Origin of the sequence: Altererythrobacter rubellus, from assembly GCF_030284385.1 — a bacterium.
Taxonomy (GTDB): domain Bacteria; phylum Pseudomonadota; class Alphaproteobacteria; order Sphingomonadales; family Sphingomonadaceae; genus Erythrobacter; species Erythrobacter rubellus.
The window spans coordinates 662508-682097 of record NZ_CP127221.1 but is presented as its reverse complement, the minus strand read 5'-3'; the positions used below and the strand labels follow the sequence as shown (position 1 = coordinate 682097).

The 19590-nt window shown below is 56.9% G+C and carries 13 protein-coding genes and 1 pseudogene; 6 read left to right on the top strand and 8 right to left on the bottom strand.

Going from position 1 to position 19590, the window contains the following annotated elements:
- Nucleotides 1-37: 37 nt before the first annotated feature.
- Nucleotides 38-274, bottom strand: coding sequence for a DUF2312 domain-containing protein (locus tag QQX03_RS03355; protein ID WP_285976466.1), 237 nt, complete (start codon nt 272-274; stop codon nt 38-40).
- 81 nt (nt 275-355) lie between these two features.
- The gene (locus QQX03_RS03350; protein WP_285976465.1) at nt 356-670 is read right to left on the bottom strand and encodes a DUF1244 domain-containing protein; all 315 of its coding nucleotides are present in this window, start codon (nt 668-670) and stop codon (nt 356-358) included.
- Between the two features lie 62 nt (nt 671-732).
- Here QQX03_RS03350 and pyk point away from each other — a divergent pair, with 62 nt between their 5' ends.
- Nucleotides 733-2202 (top strand): pyruvate kinase, encoded by a 1470-nt coding sequence (gene pyk / locus QQX03_RS03345; RefSeq protein WP_285976464.1) that lies wholly within the window; start codon nt 733-735, stop codon nt 2200-2202.
- Nucleotides 2203-2283: 81 nt separating this feature from the next.
- Here pyk and gltX read toward each other — a convergent pair whose 3' ends face one another.
- The 5 genes from gltX to QQX03_RS03320 form a co-directional block, all read right to left on the bottom strand.
- Complete coding sequence (gene gltX / locus QQX03_RS03340) at nt 2284-3615, bottom strand: glutamate--tRNA ligase (RefSeq protein ID WP_285976463.1); 1332 nt, start codon at nt 3613-3615, stop codon at nt 2284-2286.
- 235 nt (nt 3616-3850) lie between these two features.
- Nucleotides 3851-4117: a hypothetical protein gene (locus QQX03_RS03335; RefSeq protein WP_285976462.1), complete on the bottom strand. Its 267-nt coding sequence runs from the start codon at nt 4115-4117 to the stop codon at nt 3851-3853.
- A gap of 152 nt (nt 4118-4269) precedes the next feature.
- Nucleotides 4270-8547 carry a DNA-directed RNA polymerase subunit beta' gene (gene rpoC, locus QQX03_RS03330; RefSeq protein WP_285976461.1) on the bottom strand — a complete coding sequence of 1426 codons (4278 nt, stop codon included), beginning with the start codon at nt 8545-8547 and terminating at the stop codon, nt 4270-4272.
- A 67-nt stretch (nt 8548-8614) separates the two neighbouring features.
- Nucleotides 8615-12802 carry a DNA-directed RNA polymerase subunit beta gene (gene rpoB, locus QQX03_RS03325; protein WP_285976460.1) on the bottom strand — a complete coding sequence of 1396 codons (4188 nt, stop codon included), beginning with the start codon at nt 12800-12802 and terminating at the stop codon, nt 8615-8617.
- Nucleotides 12803-13098: 296 nt separating this feature from the next.
- Nucleotides 13099-13398 carry a hypothetical protein gene (locus QQX03_RS03320; RefSeq protein WP_285976459.1) on the bottom strand — a complete coding sequence of 100 codons (300 nt, stop codon included), beginning with the start codon at nt 13396-13398 and terminating at the stop codon, nt 13099-13101.
- A 354-nt stretch (nt 13399-13752) separates the two neighbouring features.
- Here QQX03_RS03320 and rplJ point away from each other — a divergent pair, with 354 nt between their 5' ends.
- The gene (gene rplJ / locus QQX03_RS03315) at nt 13753-14268 is read left to right on the top strand and encodes a 50S ribosomal protein L10 (RefSeq protein ID WP_285976458.1); all 516 of its coding nucleotides are present in this window, start codon (nt 13753-13755) and stop codon (nt 14266-14268) included.
- An 85-nt stretch (nt 14269-14353) separates the two neighbouring features.
- Entirely contained in the window at nt 14354-14731 is a 378-nt protein-coding gene (rplL, locus tag QQX03_RS03310) for a 50S ribosomal protein L7/L12 (protein ID WP_067597473.1), read from the top strand.
- 173 nt (nt 14732-14904) lie between these two features.
- Here rplL and QQX03_RS03305 read toward each other — a convergent pair.
- A pseudogene (locus QQX03_RS03305) lies at nt 14905-15687 on the bottom strand (sulfotransferase domain-containing protein).
- Nucleotides 15688-16023: 336 nt separating this feature from the next.
- Between QQX03_RS03305 and QQX03_RS03300 the strand changes: the two are divergent.
- The 3 genes from QQX03_RS03300 (at nt 16024) to groL (ending at nt 19558) form a co-directional block, all read left to right on the top strand.
- Nucleotides 16024-17415, top strand: coding sequence for an MATE family efflux transporter (locus tag QQX03_RS03300; protein ID WP_285976457.1), 1392 nt, complete (start codon nt 16024-16026; stop codon nt 17413-17415).
- 139 nt (nt 17416-17554) lie between these two features.
- Nucleotides 17555-17842: a co-chaperone GroES gene (groES, locus tag QQX03_RS03295; RefSeq protein WP_285976456.1), complete on the top strand. Its 288-nt coding sequence runs from the start codon at nt 17555-17557 to the stop codon at nt 17840-17842.
- Between the two features lie 57 nt (nt 17843-17899).
- A complete protein-coding gene (gene groL, locus QQX03_RS03290; protein ID WP_285976455.1) occupies nt 17900-19558 on the top strand; it encodes a chaperonin GroEL in 1659 nt (552 codons plus the stop codon).
- The last annotated feature ends 32 nt before the right edge of the window (nt 19559-19590 follow it).

Below are 19590 nucleotides of genomic sequence, written 5' to 3'. Positions count from 1 at the left end.
TTACTGTATTACCTAGATAATACGCGAAAGCGAAAAATCAACCGAGCCCCAGCGCCGTCTTATAGGTGTCGAGCACCATTTCCATTTCATTGCGATCATCAGGCTTCATTTTGCGCAAGCGGACGACCTGACGCATGATCTTGGGGTCGTAACCGACCGCCTTCGCTTCTGCATAAACATCGCGAATATCATCAGCGATGCCTTTCTTCTCTTCTTCAAGGCGTTCGATGCGCTCGATCAAAAGGCGCAGGCGATCATCGGTGGCGTCGGCCATCTTTACTTGTCTCCATTGGAATGAGAATCACTTTGGACACGCGATAGCCAGCAAGATCAGCCGCGTGAACCGGGCACGCGATCAATCCACTCTATTTTTCGCGACACTGGCTTCCATCGCAGCCAGTTGTTCTTCGGTAGCGGGTTTTTGCCGGGTCGCTTTCCACTCATCTTGTGGCATGCCGTGGATCAGTTCGCGCGCCGCTGCTTTGTCACCATCGAAGCCCGCATCGCGGATCCAGTCGGCCAGGCAATTGCGGCAGAATCCCGCCAATCCCATCAGCTCGATATTCTGCGCGTCATGGCGATGCTGAAGGTGGCGCACCAGCCGGCGAAAGGCCGCAGCCGCTATTGCGTCGTCCAAATGATCAAGCGCGTCTAGTGAATTCGTATCCATCGCATAGTATCCCTTGTGACTATTCCTTGAGTTGCAACACAACTTTGTCATAGCATCAACGCATGTCACGTACTGCACTCAATCGGCTTGATCCACGCGGCCGCAAAGTCAAGATTTTGGCAACAATCGGTCCGGCGAGCCGATCGCCGGACGTCTTGCGCCGTTTGCTAAAGGCGGGCGCAGATGCGTTTCGTGTCAACATGAGCCATGGCGAGCACAAAGACCATGCCGACACAATCGCGGGCATTCGTGCGCTAGAAAAGGAATTCAACCGCCCGATCGCGATCCTTGCGGACTTGCAAGGGCCCAAACTGCGGGTGGGACAATTCAAGGATGGCCAGGCTGTTATCCGGCATTCAGGCCATTTCACGCTCGATCGCAATCCCGAACCGGGCGATGAGACCCGCGTTTGCTTGCCGCATCCCGAATTGTTTTGTGTGCTCGAGAAGGGTCAGCGTCTGCTGATTAATGACGGCAAAATCCGATTGCGGGTCATCAAAGCCAGTGAAGACAAGATCCTCTGCTCCGCTGAGGTCGGCGGTTTGATTTCAGATCGCAAGGGCGTGAATGTTCCTGACGCCGAAGTTCCGATCCCGGCTTTGACCGAGAAGGACCGCAGAGACCTGGCCTTTGCGATGGAACAGGGTGCAGATTGGATCGGCCTTTCCTTCGTACAACGCCCCGAAGATCTGGCCGAAGCGCGCAAGCTAATGAGCGGACATGGTGCATTGTGCGCCAAGATTGAAAAGCCGATGGCCGTGCGCCGCTTGAGCGAAATCATAGAGATGTCTGACGGGATCATGGTTGCGCGCGGCGATCTGGGTGTCGAGCTTGAACCCCAGGAAGTGCCGCCGCTGCAGAAGAAAATCGTCAATGCTGCACGCACAGCGGGCAAGCCGGTGATCGTCGCGACGCAAATGCTGGAAAGCATGATCGAGAGCTCAACCCCGACGCGCGCGGAAGTTTCCGATGTTGCCAACGCGGTTTACGACGGTGCCGATGCCGTAATGCTGTCTGCTGAAACCGCAGCGGGCGAATGGCCCGAAGAAGCGGTCACCATGATGGACAAGATCGCCGAGCAAGTCGAACGCAGCGAAGATTATCGCGCCCGCGTGCGTTTTCTTGATACGCCGCCCGATGCCACTACTTCGGACGCCTTGGCCCATGCTTGTATGACCATAGCAGACACGGTTGCAATCAGCGCGATCAATGTCTTCACATCATCCGGCTCGACCGCCCGGCGCGTGGCGCGCGAGCGCCCTGACACCCCGATGCTAGTTCTGACCCCATCGATCAAGACCGCACGGCGCGTTGCTTTGCTTTGGGGTGCGCATTCTGTCGCGACAAAAGACATTGGCAGCTTTGAAGAGATGATCGCCAAGGGTAAACGCATGGCGCTGCGCCATGGTTTCGGCAAGGCTGGCAGCAAGCTGATCGCGCTGGCCGGCGTTCCCTTCGGCACGCCCGGAGCGACCAACCTGCTGCATGTCGTGACGCTTACCGGTGACGAGCTGAACAAGCGCGAGGGTTAGCAGACTTGCATTTCCGCCACCAACCATGGCGGATATCAGGTAAAGCAGGTTGGTTAAGGCGGGGTTGACGTGGCCTGAGAGCTACCCCGAATAGGCGGCACGTTGCAGCCTCGCACGCACTTCAGCTTCACCGATCAGCGGCAATAGCTCACCCATATCAGGGCCGTGATCCATGCCGGTCAGCGCCTGGCGCAGCGGCAAGAACAGCGCCTTACCCTTGCGGCCCGTGGCATCTTTCAAGGCGTTGGTCAGGCAATGCCAGGGGTCATCTGACCAAGCGAGCATTGCGGCAGCCTGCGCCAGATAGGTGCGGTCTTCCGCCCCGAATTCGATCCGGTCAATGGGGCCGGTGACCAGACGCCACCAATCGGCAACTTCGCCAATCGTTCCAATGTTGGGTTGTACGGCGCGCCAGCCAGCTTGATCCATCCCTTCGGGCAGGCGGTGCCGGACCGCCTCGAACGGCATCGCATGGACGATCGCGGTATTGATCCGATCCAGCTCGGCATCATCGAATTTCGCAGGCGCACGGCCAAAGGTAGATAGATGGAAAGTGCTGAGCAGAGCTGATCGATCAGAGATCGGCTCAACCGGCAGGGAAGTTCCGAGCCGCGCCAGCGTGGCAATCAATGCTTCCGGTTCGATCCCGCGTTCGCGGAACGCATCGCAGCCAAGCGAACCAAGACGTTTGGAGAGCTTACCCTCTTTGCCCACCAGCAGCGCCTCATGCGCGAATTCCGGAGCGGCGGCGCCCATGGCAGTGAACATCTGGATTTGGACCGCCGTGTTCGAAACATGATCTTCGCCGCGCAGCACATGGGTGATGCCCATTTCGATATCGTCAACTGTGCTTGGAAGCATATACAGCCAGCTGCCGTCCGCGCGGCGGATTACCGGGTCGGACAGAAGTTTGGGATCGAATTTGGAAGCGCCACGAACACCGTCATCCCATGCAAGTGCTTCGTCGTGGTCAAGTTTGAATCGCCAATGCGGCGCAATGCCTTCGGCTTCCTTGGCCGCGCGCTCCTCTTCTTTGAGCTCCAATGCACCGCGATCGTAGATTGGCGGCAACCCGCGCCCCAGCTGCACCTTGCGCTTCAGCTCCAGCTCCTGCGCAGTCTCGTAAGCCGGATATACGCGGCCCGCTTGTTTCAGCTTTTCAAATGCAGCGTCATAGCGATCCAGCCGTTGCGATTGCCGTTCTTCGCTGTCCGCCTCGATCCCGAGCCACACCAGATCAGCGCGGATTGCATCGACATATTCCTCTTTGCTACGCGCAGCGTCGGTATCATCGATCCGCAATACGAATTTACCGCCGCTCTTCTTGGCGAGCATCCAATTATGCAGCGCGGTGCGGATATTGCCGACATGCAGGCGGCCGGTCGGAGAAGGTGCGAAACGGGTAGTGGTCATGCGCGCCCCTATAGGCGGCCTGCGCTGGAGTGAGAAGTGTTTGCTGACGTGTCAGTGCGAATGTCTAGCCGAATTCTGCCACAATCAATTCACCAGCCGCATTGGCAATGGTCTTGCGAGTGTCGGACGGCATTAGATCAGCAAGTTGGGCATCGAAGCCGTCAACATTGTTCTCAGCAATTGCCTCAAGGGCGCGGGCTATTATGAGTTCGTCATGGCTCAAAATCTGGCAGCATCATCGCTGCACATGCACCGGCTCCGGCCAGACGTGCGCCATCGATTCAAACAGCTGCAGCGATTTTACAGCGACAGTGATACTCCCCACCCGGCTTGTCAGTTCAGCGACCGGGTCACGGCCAGCCTTGCGATATACTGCGACCACACGCAGTCTGAAGATGAAGCGCTGGGCAATCGGAGAAAGGTCGTTGACCGTGGCTGGCACATGCAACCTCGCAATCCAGCCCGCGGCACCCCTGGTCTCCCCGCCATGTCTGTCCTTCATCGCTGCCCATCCTCAATCTGATGGAGACATGGCTAGTTTATTTGCAAATGGTTCGCAATAGCATTTATAGAGGTGGTGAGGCAAAGAAAACCCCGCTGAAAGCGTACTTCCAGCGGGGCTTTTATCTGTTAAGCCAGCAAAGCTAGCGAGAGTTATTCAGCAGCAGTTTCGCCGCCACCCATAGCTGCCTTCATCGCGTCTTCTGACGGAATGGCATCAGCCACCGGCTCTGGTTCAGGCGCATTGGCCGCTGCCAGCGTTTCCTGCTGCTTCTTCCACTGTGCACGCAGCGCAGCGTCACGGCTGGAGGCCATTACACGCATGCGGTTCATACCAGCGCCCGTACCAGCCGGGATCAGGCGGCCCACGATCACGTTCTCCTTGAGACCGATCAGCGTGTCCTTCTTGCCTTCAACCGAAGCCTGCGTTAGCACGCGGGTGGTTTCCTGGAACGATGCAGCAGAGATGAAGCTGCGTGTTTGTAGCGACGCCTTGGTGATGCCGAGCAAGATTGGCGTACCCTGGGCAGGCTTCTTGTTCTTCGTCAACTTGGCGTTGTACTGGAGCATTTCCTCGTAATCGACCTGCTCGCCCGGCAGCAAGGTGGTGTCGCCGCCATCGGTGATCTCGACCTTCTGCAGCATCTGGCGAACGATCACCTCGATATGCTTGTCGTTGATCTTCACGCCCTGAAGTCGGTACACTTCCTGAATTTCGTTGACGAGATATTCAGCCAGCGCTTCGACGCCCATGACTTCAAGAATGTCATGCGGGTTCGGCGAACCAGAGATCAGCGTATCGCCCTTCTTCACGAAGTCGCCTTCCTGAACGTCGATGACCTTGGTCTTCGGGATCAGGTACTCGACGCGATCCCCCTCCTCGGGAACGATCGCAATCTTGCGCTTCGCTTTGTATTCACGGACGAATTCGATCTTGCCCGAAATCTTGGCGATAACCGACATGTCCTTTGGCAAGCGCGCCTCGAACAGTTCGGCAACACGTGGCAGACCACCGGTGATGTCACGCGTCTTCGCGGCTTCGCGCGATGCACGTGCCAGAATGTCACCGGCTTGAACCGTCTGACCGTCCTGCACCGAAAGGGTTGTACCCGGAGCCAGCATATAACGCTGCGCTTCGGTTTCGCCTTCTTCGGTCTGACCTTCGCCCAGAAGTGTCATACGCGGACGCAGATCTTCCTTCTTCTTGCGGCCGGTTGCACGGTTCTCTGTTACAACACGCTGAGCGATACCGGTGGCATCGTCGGTGCGTTCTTCCAAAGTCGTGCCTTCGACAAGATCCTGATACTTCACGACACCGGATTGCTCGGTGATGATCGGCAGCGTGAACGGATCCCATTCCGCCAGACGATCACCTTCCTTCACCTGCGCGCCATCCTTGTTCATCAGAACCGTACCATAAGGTACCTTGTGAATTTCACGCTCACGGCCTTCCTTATCGATCACGGCAATCTCACCATTGCGGGCGAGCGAAAGGATACGGCCCTTCGAATCCGTGATCGTCGGCATGTCGCGATATTCGACCTTACCGTCAGAGATAGCCTCAAGGTGGCTGGTTTCGTTGAGCTGCGCCGCACCACCGATGTGGAACGTTCGCATGGTCAGCTGCGTACCAGGCTCACCGATTGACTGTGCCGCGATAACGCCGACAGCTTCACCGATGTTCACTGGTGTACCGCGAGCCAGGTCACGGCCGTAGCATGTGCCGCAAACGCCCTGCGCTGCTTCACAAACCAGCGGTGAACGGATCTTGGCCGACTGAACTTCCGCATCCTCGATCGCTTTCACCATCGGTTCGTCGAGCAGCGTGCCGGCCTTGGCGATCACTTCGCCAGTTGCGGCATTGACCGCGTCTTCGGCCAGCGTACGGCCCAGGATACGTTCACCCAGTGATGCGATAACCGAACCGCCCTGAACGATCGCGCGCATTTCCAGCGCGTTCTCGGTCTTGCAGTCTTCTTCCACGATAACGCAGTCTTGTGACACGTCCACCAGACGGCGGGTCAGGTAACCTGAGTTCGCCGTCTTGAGCGCTGTATCAGCCAGGCCCTTACGCGCGCCGTGGGTCGAGTTGAAGTATTCAAGAACGGTCAGACCTTCCTTGAAGTTCGAGATGATCGGCGTTTCGATGATCTCGCCAGATGGTTTGGCCATAAGGCCGCGCATACCGGCAAGCTGCTTCATCTGCGCTGGCGAACCACGCGCACCAGAGTGGCTCATCATATAGATCGAGTTGATCTGCGCTTCCTTGCCATCGTCACCGATTGGCTGCGCTTTAATCTTCGCCATCATCGCATCGGCCACCTGGTCACCGCAACGGCTCCAGGCGTCGATCACCTTGTTGTACTTCTCTTGCTGAGTGATCAGACCATCCTGATACTGCTGCTCATAGTCAGCAACCAGGGACTTGGTCTGGTCAACCAGATCATCTTTCTCGTGCGGGATGATCATGTCATCCTTGCCGAAAGAGATGCCGGCCTTGAACGCGTGACGGAAGCCCAGCACCATGATCGCGTCAGCGAACAGCACGGTGTCCTTCTGGCCCGTGTGGCGGTACACTTCGTCGATCACGTCACCGATATCTTTCTTCGTCAGAAGGCGGTTGATGATGTCGAATGGAACCTTGTGGTTCTTCGGCAGACATTCACCGATCAGCATGCGGCCCGGCGTCGTGATAAAGCGCTTCATCGAGACATTGCCGTTTTCATCGGCTTGCGGGACGCGAGCGATGATCTTGCTGTGCAGGGTAACCGACTTGACCTCCAGCGCCTGATGCACTTCAGCCATGTCAGAGAAGCGTGGCAGCTTCTCGATCTTGGTGCCGTCCTTCTCTTCGATGAATTCAGGCGTCTTCTCCTGACGTTCCATCGAGAGATAGTAGAGACCCAGAACCATGTCCTGCGAAGGCACGATGATCGGCTTGCCGTTGGCTGGCGACAGGATGTTGTTGGTAGACATCATCAAGACGCGCGCTTCCAGCTGAGCTTCCAGGCTCAGCGGAACGTGCACAGCCATCTGGTCACCGTCAAAGTCAGCGTTAAATGCGGCGCAAACCAGCGGGTGAAGCTGGATCGCCTTACCTTCGATCAGCACAGGCTCGAACGCCTGGATGCCCAAACGGTGAAGCGTAGGCGCGCGGTTCAGCAGAACCGGGTGCTCACGGATCACTTCATCCAGGATGTCCCAGACTTCCTTGCGCTCTTTCTCGACCCACTTCTTCGCTTGCTTCAGGGTCATCGACAGACCCTTCGCATCGAGACGTGCGTAGATGAACGGCTTGAACAGCTCCAAAGCCATTTTCTTTGGCAGACCGCACTGGTGCAGTTTCAGTTCCGGACCGGTCACGATGACCGAACGGCCTGAATAGTCGACGCGCTTACCGAGCAGGTTCTGACGGAAGCGGCCCTGCTTGCCCTTGAGCATGTCGGACAGCGACTTCAGCGGGCGCTTGTTCGCGCCGGTGATTACGCGGCCACGGCGACCATTGTCGAACAATGCGTCGACCGATTCCTGAAGCATGCGCTTCTCGTTGCGGACGATGATGTCCGGCGCACGCAGTTCAATCAGGCGCTTCAGTCGGTTGTTACGGTTGATCACGCGGCGATAGAGATCGTTGAGATCGGACGTCGCGAAACGGCCACCATCCAGCGGCACCAGCGGGCGCAGCTCAGGCGGAATAACCGGGATCACTTCAAGGATCATCCATTCCGGGCGGTTGCCCGAATCGATGAAGCTTTCGACAACCTTCAGCCGCTTGATGATCTTCTTCGGCTTCAGCGTAGACTTGGTCGTTGCAAGCTCTTCCAACAGGTCATCGCGTTCTTGCTCAAGATCAAGATCCATCAGCATGGCCTTGACCGCTTCCGCACCGATGCCGGCGCTGAATGCGTCTTCGCCATACTCGTCCTGCGCTTCGAGCAGTTCGTCTTCGGTCAGCAGCTGGAATTTCTCCAGCGGCGTGAGGCCCGGCTCGATCACGACATAATGTTCGAAATAGAGCACACGCTCGAGCTGCTTGAGCTGCATGTCGAGCAGCAGGCCGATGCGCGAAGGCAGCGACTTCAGGAACCAGATATGCGCAACCGGCGCAGCCAGTTCGATGTGGCCCATGCGCTCACGACGCACCTTGGTCACAGTCACTTCAACGCCGCACTTCTCGCAGACGACGCCTTTGTACTTCATGCGCTTGTACTTGCCGCAAAGGCATTCGTAGTCCTTTACCGGGCCAAAGATACGCGCACAGAACAGGCCGTCACGTTCTGGCTTGAACGTACGGTAGTTGATGGTTTCCGGCTTCTTGATCTCGCCGAAAGACCAGCTGCGGATACGCTCTGGCGAAGCGATGCCGATCTGGATCTGGTCGAATGTTTCCGGCTTTGCCAGCTGATTGGTGAATTTGCTCAGTTCGTTCATTTTTCACATTCCCTTACGGGTGGATTCTTCGGGGCGGTTGAAGGAAGAGGCCAGAAGCCTCGTCCCCTTATTCCGCCGCCTCCGGCCATTCGTCCTCGTCTTCGCCATCGCTCAGCGACTTCAGTTCGACATTGAGGCCAAGGCTGCGCATTTCCTTCACGAGAACGTTGAAGCTCTCTGGAATGCCCGCTTCGAAGGTATCGTCACCCTTGACGATCGCCTCGTAAACCTTCGAACGGCCAACCACGTCGTCAGACTTGACAGTGAGCATTTCCTGCAGGGTGTAAGCAGCGCCATATGCCTGCAGTGCCCAGACTTCCATCTCACCAAAGCGCTGGCCACCGAACTGCGCCTTACCACCCAGCGGCTGCTGCGTGACGAGCGAGTACGGACCGATCGAACGTGCGTGGATCTTGTCATCAACCAGGTGGTGCAGCTTGAGCATGTAGATGATGCCCACTGTCACCTTACGGTCAAATGCGTCACCTGTGCGGCCATCATGGAGGACCGACTGGCCAGAGCTGTGAATGCCGGCTTTCTCAAGCTCGGTCGTCACATCGCCTTCACGCGCGCCGTCAAACACCGGTGTGCCCATCGGGACACCCGCAGTCAGATTGCCGGCAAGCTCGACGATTTCCTCGGTGCTGCGGGCATCGATTTCATCGTGATACTGCTCACCATAGACATTCTTCAGACGGTCAATGACCGCTGTAGGCGGCTTGGCTTTCTTATAGTCTTCCGCCGCGTTCGGGTTGTCCAGCTTCCACTGTTCAAGATCTTCAGCGATCTGCATGCCCAGCCCGCGCGCTGCGAAGCCAAGGTGCGTCTCAAAGATCTGACCTACGTTCATACGCGAAGGCACGCCCAGCGGGTTAAGCACGATGTCGACCGGAGTACCATCCTCAAGGAACGGCATGTCTTCGATCGGCAGAATGCGCGAAATCACACCCTTGTTACCATGACGCCCGGCCATCTTGTCGCCCGGCTGCAGCTTGCGCTTCACAGCCACGAAGACCTTGACCATCTTGAGAACACCTGGTGCCAGCTCGTCACCGCGCTCCAGCTTTTCCTTACGGTCTTCGAATTTGGCATCGATCACAGCGACGGCTTCGTCGTACTGGCTCTTCACCGCTTCGATTTGCGTCTGGCGCTTGTCATTCGCAACAGCGAACTTGAACCACTCGAAACGTTCAACACCTTCCAGCATCTCTTCGGTGATCTTCTCGCCCTTCTTCACAGCCTTCGGTGCTGCAGAAGCGGTTTGACCGATCAGCATGTCCTTCAGGCGGTTGTAGGTTGCACGGTTCAGGATCGCGCGCTCGTCCTGACTGTCCTTGCGCAGGCGCTCGATCTCTTCATGCTGGATCGCCCGTGTACGGTCATCGATCTCGATACCGTGACGGTTGAACACACGCACTTCAACGATCGTGCCCGCAACACCCGGCGGCAGACGCAGCGACGTATCGCGAACATCCGAAGCTTTCTCTCCGAAGATAGCGCGCAGAAGCTTTTCTTCCGGCGTCATCGGGCTTTCGCCCTTCGGAGTAATCTTGCCGACCAGAATATCGCCCGGATGCACTTGCGCACCGATATATACGATACCTGCTTCGTCCAGATTACGGAGAGCTTCTTCACCGACGTTCGGAATATCGCGTGTGATGTCTTCCGGACCAAGTTTGGTGTCACGTGCCATCACTTCGAATTCATCGATATGGATCGAAGTGAACACATCGTCTTTCACGATGCGCTCGCTGATCAGGATCGAGTCTTCGTAGTTGTATCCGTTCCACGGCATGAAGGCGACCAGGCTGTTCTTGCCCAGTGCCAGTTCGCCCAGATCGGTCGACGGACCGTCAGCGATGATGTCACCTTGCTCGATCACGTCGCCCACCTTCACCAGCGGACGCTGGTTGATGCAGGTGTTCTGGTTCGAACGCTGGAACTTCTGAAGCGAATAGATGTCCACGCCTGACTGGCCTGGCTCTACATCGCCGATCGCGCGGATCACGATACGGGTCGCATCAACCTGGTCAACGACACCGCCGCGGCTGGCAGTGATCGCAGCGCCCGAATCGCGCGCCACGGTCTCTTCCATGCCGGTGCCAACCCAAGGCGCTTCCGCCTTGACCAGCGGCACAGCCTGACGTTGCATGTTTGATCCCATCAAGGCGCGGTTCGCGTCATCGTTCTCTAGGAACGGGATCAGCGAGGCTGCAACCGAAACGAGCTGCTTGGGCGAAACGTCCATCAACGTGATCTGCTCACGCGGCGCCATGAAGTAATCGCCATTCTGACGTGCAGAGACGAATTCTTCCGCAAAGCTGCCGTCTTCGTTGAGCTCGGCCGAAGCCTGCGCAACAGTGTGACGCTGCTCTTCCATCGCGGACAGATAGATCACTTCGCTGGTGACCTTGCCATCAGCAACAGTCCGGTATGGCGTTTCGATAAAGCCGTATTTGTTCACGCGGCTGAATGATGCCAGCGAGTTGATCAGACCGATGTTCGGGCCTTCAGGCGTTTCAATCGGGCAGATACGACCATAGTGGGTCGGGTGAACGTCGCGGACTTCAAATCCTGCGCGTTCGCGTGTCAGACCGCCCGGGCCAAGCGCCGATACGCGGCGCTTGTGGGTGACTTCGGACAGCGGGTTGGTCTGGTCCATGAACTGCGAGAGCTGCGAAGACCCGAAGAATTCACGCACAGCGGCCACAGCCGGCTTCGCGTTGATCAGATCATTCGGCATCACTGTCGACACATCGACGCTGCTCATGCGTTCCTTGACCGCGCGCTCCATGCGCAACAGGCCGACGCGGTACTGGTTTTCAAGCAGCTCACCCACAGAGCGAACACGGCGGTTGCCAAGGTTATCGATGTCATCGATATCGCCCTTGCCGTCTTTCAGGCCGACCAGCTCCTTAACCACAGCAAGAATGTCTTCCTTGCGCAGCGTGGTGACTGTGTCTTCTGCATCGAGATCCAAACGCATGTTGAGCTTTACACGGCCAACCGCAGAAAGGTCGTAGCGCTCGCTGTCGAAGAACAGGCCTTCGAACAGGGCTTCAGCGGTTTCGAGTGTAGGCGGTTCGCCCGGACGCATAACCTTGTAGATGGCCTCAAGGCCTTCTTCACGGTTTTCAGCCTTGTCGACTTTCAGCGTGTTGCGGATCCACGGACCGGTATTGATCTCGTCAATGTCCAACAGATTGATCTGGTCGATGCCAGCGTTATCGAGCGCTTCGACATGCTCCAGCGTGAGTTCATCACCCGCTTCGACATAGATGCGGCCGGTCTTCTCATCGATCATGTCGACCGATGCATAACGGCTTACGATCTCTTCGGTTGGAAGCAGCAGCTCTTTCAAGCCGTCTTTTTCCGCCTTGTTCGCTGCGCGCGGGCTGATCTTATGGCCGGCCGGGAAGATTTCTTCGCCGGTCTTGGCGTCGACCAGAGCAAACGCGGGCTTTTGACCGCGCCATTGCTCCGCCACGAACGGGATAGTCCAGCCTTCGCCCTTCTTGCCAGAGGCACGCTTCCACGCGACCTTGTCATAGAAGTGGTCGAGGATTTCTTCGCTATCCATGCCAAGCGCGTAGAGCAGCGCCGTTACAGGCAGCTTGCGCTTGCGGTCGATGCGGACGTTCACGATGTCCTTGGCGTCGAATTCAAAATCTAGCCAGCTGCCGCGATATGGAATAACGCGCGCTGCAAACAGAAGCTTGCCCGAGCTGTGAGTTTTGCCGCGGTCATGGTCAAACAGCACACCTGGCGAACGGTGCATCTGCGACACGATAACACGTTCTGTGCCATTGATGATGAATGTGCCGTTCCCGGTCATGAGCGGCATATCGCCCATGTAAACATCCTGTTCCTTGATATCGAGGACGGAGCGGGTTTCGGTTTCCTGGTCGACTTCGAACACGATCAGGCGCAGCGTCACCTTCATGGGCGCAGCATAGGTAATTCCGCGCTGCTTGCACTCTGTGGTGTCGTGCTTTGGCTCTTCCAACACGTAGTGAACGAAATCAAGCTCGGCCGTGCCGGCAAAATCACGGATCGGGAAAACGCTGCGCAGCGTCTTTTCCAGACCGGAAACATAGTCGATTTCCTTGTTCGAACGAAGGAACTGTTCGTAGCTTTCGCGCTGAACCTCGATCAGGTTCGGCATATCGACTACTTCATGGATGTCGCCGAAAATCTTACGGATACGCTTCTTTGCTGTACCCGACGCCTTTGGGGCCTTTGCCTTAGTCGCCATGGAGAGGTGTGCCTCTTGATTTATGCATCAGCCAGGTGCTGGCTAACTATTCGTGAACTCAAACGGTCACGCGAAATTTGACTCCGGGTCACGACACAAGAAAAGGCCGCAGCGAAAGGCACGCCTTCTCCGGCGCGCTGCTGCAGCACAATCGTTCGTCGCGAATATGGAACCCATCGCTTCCATCCTTAAAACCGAATCCCGCGCATGAATCGGAGTTGCTCGAAGCTGATGTCAAATGGCTACATAGGAATGGAGTGCACGCCTGTCAAATGGCTATATTGCGGCGGTAATTATCAGGCGCATCCGGAACCCTGATTTCGGGTCAATTTACCACCAGTCTTAGCTTTGATTCGACCGCCATCTGGGATTGCCGGGCTGATCAGCAAGCGGCAATCCAGCGCACGTCCCTCGCGATCAAACCGGCGGCGAATGACCAGCGATGGCTCACAAAAGGGCAGTAACCGGTGCACTTCAGGCTGGCCATGCTCAACCCGGCAATACCAGGCAAGGTCGGCAATCTGATCCGGGCCAGACATGTCCCAGGCCCGGTAGGAACCGGCTTGATGGACAGGCGCGGTTTGATGATGCGGCATAGGCAGGTGCTAAACGACAAATGACGCAAGTACGAGATGCCATTCGTTGACCCGCCAATCCAGCCCGATGGGGGCATTTGGCTTGACTCTGAACCCAATCCCGCTAATTGAGCGATCCGACTGCTTTCGAGCGGTCATCCGTCCGAGACAGTTGGTGAAGGCAATCGGGCCTTCTTAATTTCCAGCCTAGACGGGGAAACGAGATTTCTCGCGATGCAATGTGCATTGCTTTCGCCTGTTTCGCAGGCACTCCTTCCCCATCAACGGACTCGCTTCGGGGCATAAGCCTCGGGGCTAATTTGAGCCGGTCGCCGGAGCATTCGTGCAATGGCGATCATAGTGAAGGAGTATGGCATGGATCGTTCGCAAAAAGCCGACGCGGTCGCTCAGCTTAACTCGGTCTTCAACGAGGTTGGCGTGGTGGTTGTCACCCGCAATCTTGGCCTGTCGGTGGATCAGTCCACTGAACTGCGCGGGAAGATGCGTGAAGCTGGTGCGTCCTTTAAGGTTGCGAAGAACCGTCTCGCCAAGCTCGCCCTGAAAGACACCGATTACGCCGGTCTCGATGAGTTTCTCACCGGACCGACTGCACTGGCCTGGTCAACTGATCCGGTCGCAGCCGCCAAGGCTGCTGTCGATTTCGCAAAGTCGAACGACAAGCTGGAAATCGTTGGTGGATCGATGGGCACGCAGGTTCTCGACGAAGCAGGTGTCAGGGCGCTCGCCTCGATGCCAAGCCTCGACGAACTGCGCGGCAAACTTGTTGGCCTCGTCAACGCACCTGCAACCAAGGTTGCTCAGGTCGTTAACGCACCGGCTGCCAAGCTTGCTCGTGTCTTCGGTGCCTACGGCGCCAAGGACGCTGCTTAAGAGACGCTTTCGCAAACGCGATTTTGAACCACGTTTTGGGGGTGTGACCTGGATAGGCCGCCCCGCACAATTGGAGTAAGACATCATGGCTGATATTGCCAAGCTTGTTGAAGAACTTTCGAAGCTGACTGTCCTTGAGGCAGCCGAACTCGCAACTGCACTTGAAGAAGCATGGGGCGTTAGCGCCGCTGCTGCTGTCGCTGTTGCTGCACCTGCTGGCGGCGGCGATGCCGGCGCTGCTGCTGAAGAAAAAGACGAATTCGACGTCATTCTCACCGGCGACGGTGGCAAGAAGATCCAGGTCATCAAAGAAGTCCGCGCCATCACCGGCTTGGGCCTCACCGAAGCCAAGGGTCTCGTTGAGGGCGCTCCTAAGCCTCTCAAAGAAGGCGTCAACAAGGCTGAAGCCGAAGAAATCAAAGGCAAGATCGAAGCAGCTGGCGGTACTGTCGAACTCAAGTAATTGAGTTTGCAGGACTGCTTGGGCTCGCTCAAGCAATCTTGATCTTAAGTTTTGTGGGTGTCTTGAAGCGCCCGCAGATGGAGGGGCGGTACCGCAAGGTGCCGCCCTTTTTCTTGGTGTCTCTTAGCGACCCAGATGACGACACTCGGTTTAGTGCGACTATCCCTGCATTCTTACAGGGCCGCCGTTTTCCAGCCACTGCGCATAATCTGCAGGAAGCTTGCGCATTGCCAGCGCCCGTTGGTGCCTTTGTGAATGAACGTGTCTGCCCCGCCCTTAAAAGCAAAGGAGATGTTCTCTCGGACCACTTTCGACGGGTCTTTCTTGACCTCAGCAAATGTGCAGCGCTTCACGACATCCGCCCACAATTCATCGGGCACCTCGATATTAAGGAAATCGGCGATATCCCGCATCTGGCCGTCCAGATCGCTTAGAAGATCGTTGAAATGGACGAGCTTGATGTTGGGCAAGTACCAGAAATTCCAGAAGGTTTGCGCATAACTGAGATGCGACCAATAGGGGTAACCGCCAATTTCCCAATCAAACCAGCTTTGCGTGATCCAATCCCGCCAGATCTGCTTCGTCTGACCGGTGAACCTGGGAAACTCGTCTCCGACGCGGCCCGGCAGACCGTTTGCAGCGGCAGAGAACTCTTAAGTATGGCTTCCCCAATGGTTGAGCAGGGACATGAATACATCGCGGGGATCGCGGCTCACGCACAGGTACTTCGCTTCGGGGAAATACGGAAGCCCGTCTAGCGGAGTGTGTGTCTTGATATAGCGGCGGTGTACTTGCGCTTCGAGTTGACCGAACACCATTTCCAGAGGAATAGGCCGGAAATCAAGCCAAGGGGAGATGAACGAAGCGGGCCCGGGCAAATCACCGTCCGGAAAAAGGAGGTTGCCGACAATTGTCTGCATCAAGGTCGTTCCGGCCTTATGCGACGTTGCGACCACGATATCGTCATCACGCGGAGTGAACCAATTCCACCGCGTCGAATCCAGATAATGATTTTAATAGATGCGTGAACGTGTCGGCATGCTCGTCATCAAACGGATTCCTCTCAGAGCGCGACCCTTGTGAGCGGCAGGCTAGTGCGCCTTCGCATTCTAGGCAAATTGAAAGCGCCATCGAACCAAATGATCTTCCGCTAGTTCGATTTCGATCTGCCTGCGGACTTCCTGATCTTTGATGGCGGTGTAACCGCTATGCCGCAGCACGCGCGCTAAGTTTCGCCGGCTGCTACAACAAGCTTTGACAGACGCGCCCACGCATATATCCGATCCGGCTTCATGCGTGAGACAGAGCATCTTGATACGCCCTCATGGCGCAAGGAAACCGGCGAGATGTTCAAGCTCGCATGGCCGCTGGTGCTCGCCAATCTTATGCAAATGGGCATCTACATGGTGGATGTCATTTTTATCGCGCGGCTAGGTGAAGCACCGCTTGCGGCATCTGGCCTTGTTGCGGGCTTATTCGGGCTGATCGTATGGTCCTTGGCGTCGCTTTCGGGTGCGGTTGCACCACTGATTGCCGAAGCTATTGGCGCGAAAGGCCGTTCGCTAAGACCAGTACGCCGCGCCACTCGCATGGCCCTTTGGGTAGCGCTCGTCACAGGGATATTAGGCATGGGCCTTGCGTCGCTGCTTGGCCCCGTCATGCGCGTAACCGGCCAAGACCCAAGTATCATCGCGCTCGCGCTTGAGTACAACTCCTTGGTCGTATTCTCGCTTATGCCGATGCTGCTCGCGTCAGTCTTGCGCAACTATGTATCGGCGCTCGGCTGGCCTGTGTTTGCAACGGCGATCACTGCGCTTGGTATTCCTGTGAACGCCATAGCCAACTACGCCTTCATTTTCGGCAACCTCGGTGCACCAGAGATGGGGCTGACCGGTGCGGCGGTCGCTACGATCATCACGACCTTGATTACCCTGGGTGCGTACATCTTGGTGATCCTCATCTTCCCTAAGCTGGCGCGCTATCGCATCTTCCACCGCTTCTGGCGCCCCGACTGGAAACGTTTCTGGCGGATCGTGCGCATCGGCACACCGATTGCGTTGACCGTTGCGGCGGAAGCAGGCGTTTTCAGTGCCGCCGCATTCTTGATGGGCCGAATTGGTGCGGCCGAGCTGGCCGGTCATATCGTCGCGCTCAATATCGCCGCACTGGCATTCCAGGTTCCGTTCGGCGTGGGACAGGCCGCAACCATTCGGGTGGGATATGCCTATGGCGCAAGAGACAAGGACGGGATCAAGCTGGCTGGCTGGGTCGCGTTGACAATCGGAACCGGCTTTATGGCGTTCACCGCTTTGGCAATGGTTTTCATTCCCGAGCCGCTGCTGCGCATCTATGTCGACATAGATGACCCCAAGAATGCAGCGCTGGTCGGGTTTGCGCTGCAGTATTTGGTGCTCGCGGCAGCCTTCCAATTGGTCGATGGCCTGCAAGCGGTTGCTGCTGGAGCATTGCGAGGCCTGCAGGACACTCGCGTGCCGATGTGGATTGCAATATTCAGCTATTGGGTGCCTGGATTTGGCCTTGCCTTCGTGCTTGGTTCCTTCACAAATCTTGCCGGTGTTGGCCTATGGATCGGGCTGGCAACGGGCCTAGCGTTCGCAGCGGTCCTGCTTACCTGGCGCTGGATGTTGCGCGAACGGATCAGGCTGACGCTTCGATCGGCCTGAACGACCGAAAATTCTGAAAAAATTTGTTGGGCAAGCTGTTGACTCATGCAGCTGGCGCACCCATTTACCCCCTCGCTGGCACTCTCACAAGGAGAGTGCCAATTCGTGATTATCAACCCAAGCAAGAAAGGTCATTACCATGGCATTTCGTCCGCTGCACGACCGTGTATTGGTCCGTCGCATCGAAGCCGACCAGAAAACCGCTGGCGGCATCATTATCCCAGACAGCGCTCAGGAAAAGCCAAGCGAAGGCGAAATCGTCTCCGTTGGCGAAGGCACCCGTGACGATTCAGGTAACCGTGTTGCACTGGACGTCAAAGCTGGCGACCGCATCCTGTTCGGCAAATGGTCCGGCACCGAAGTCAAACTCGACGGTGAAGACCTGCTGATCATGAAGGAAAGCGACATTATGGGGATCATCGGCTGATCAGCCGGACACCCACACGCTTTTCCCTCTTTCATTTGAATACCAGGAGAAACAACTATGGCTGCTAAGGACGTAAAGTTCGGCCGTGATGCCCGCGAAGGCATCCTCAAGGGCGTAGATACGCTCGCAAACGCTGTGAAAGTCACGCTTGGCCCGAAAGGTCGCAACGTCGTGATCGACAAGAGCTTTGGTGCACCGCGCATCACAAAGGACGGTGTGACTGTCGCCAAGGAAATCGAACTCAAAGACAAGTTCGAGAACATGGGCGCTCAGATGCTCAAGGAAGTTGCGTCGAAGACGAACGATCTTGCTGGTGACGGCACAACGACTGCAACGGTTCTGGGCCAGGCAATCATTCGCGAAGGCATGACAGCCGTCGCCGCGGGTATGAACCCGATGGATCTGAAGCGCGGCATCGACCTCGCAGTCGAGAAAGTGGTCGCAGACCTCGTCGGCCGTTCAAAGGATGTCGCTGGCTCATCTGAAATCGCTCAAGTCGGCATTATCTCTGCCAATGGCGACCGTGAAGTTGGCGAGAAAATCGCTGAAGCGATGGAAAAGGTCGGCAAAGAAGGCGTTATCACCGTTGAAGAAGCCAAGGGCCTCGAGTTTGAACTCGATGTTGTTGAAGGCATGCAGTTCGACCGCGGCTACCTCAGCCCGTACTTCATCACTAACCCGGACAAAATGACGGTTGAACTCGACAACCCATACATCCTGATCCACGAGAAGAAGCTTTCGAACTTGCAGGCGATGCTTCCGATCCTCGAAGCGGCTGTCCAGTCTGGCCGTCCGCTGCTTATTATCGCAGAAGACATCGAGGGCGAAGCGCTGGCGACACTCGTTGTCAACAAGCTGCGCGGTGGCCTGAAAGTGGCTGCGGTCAAGGCACCGGGCTTCGGTGATCGCCGCAAGGCGATGCTGCAGGACATTTCGATCCTCACCAAGGGCGAAATGGTCAGCGAAGACCTCGGCATCAAGCTCGAGAACGTCACGCTCGGCATGCTGGGTGAAGCCAAGCGCGTCACTATCGACAAGGACAACACCACGATTGTTGACGGTGCCGGCAGCGAAGCTGACATCAAGTCTCGCGTCGAACAAATCCGTGCGCAGATCGAAACCACCACAAGCGATTACGACAAAGAGAAGCTGCAAGAGCGTCTTGCAAAGCTTGCTGGCGGCGTAGCTGTGATCAAGGTTGGCGGCGCTTCGGAAGTCGAAGTTAAGGAGCGTAAGGACCGCGTTGATGACGCGCTGCACGCTACCCGTGCTGCGGTTGAAGAAGGCATCGTCCCTGGCGGCGGTACAGCTCTGCTTTACGCAACCAAGGCTCTTGCTGGGCTGAAGGGCGCGAATGATGACCAGACCCGCGGTATAGACATTGTGCGCAAGGCTATCCTCGCTCCGGTTCGCCAGATCGCTCAGAATGCTGGCCATGATGGCGCAGTGATCTCTGGCAATCTGCTGCGCGAAGATGACGAAAAGCAGGGCTTTAACGCAGCGACAGACACCTATGAAAACCTGGTGGAAGCTGGCGTGATTGACCCTACCAAGGTTGTCCGCACAGCGCTGCAGGACGCGGCATCGGTTGCTGGCCTGTTGATCACCACCGAAGCGGCGATCACTGACGCTCCGGAAGACAAGGCTGGCGGCGGCATGCCCGATATGGGCGGCATGGGCGGCATGGGCGGAATGGGCGGAATGGGCGGCTTCTAAGCCAACCCACACGCTTCAAAAGCTGAAAAAGA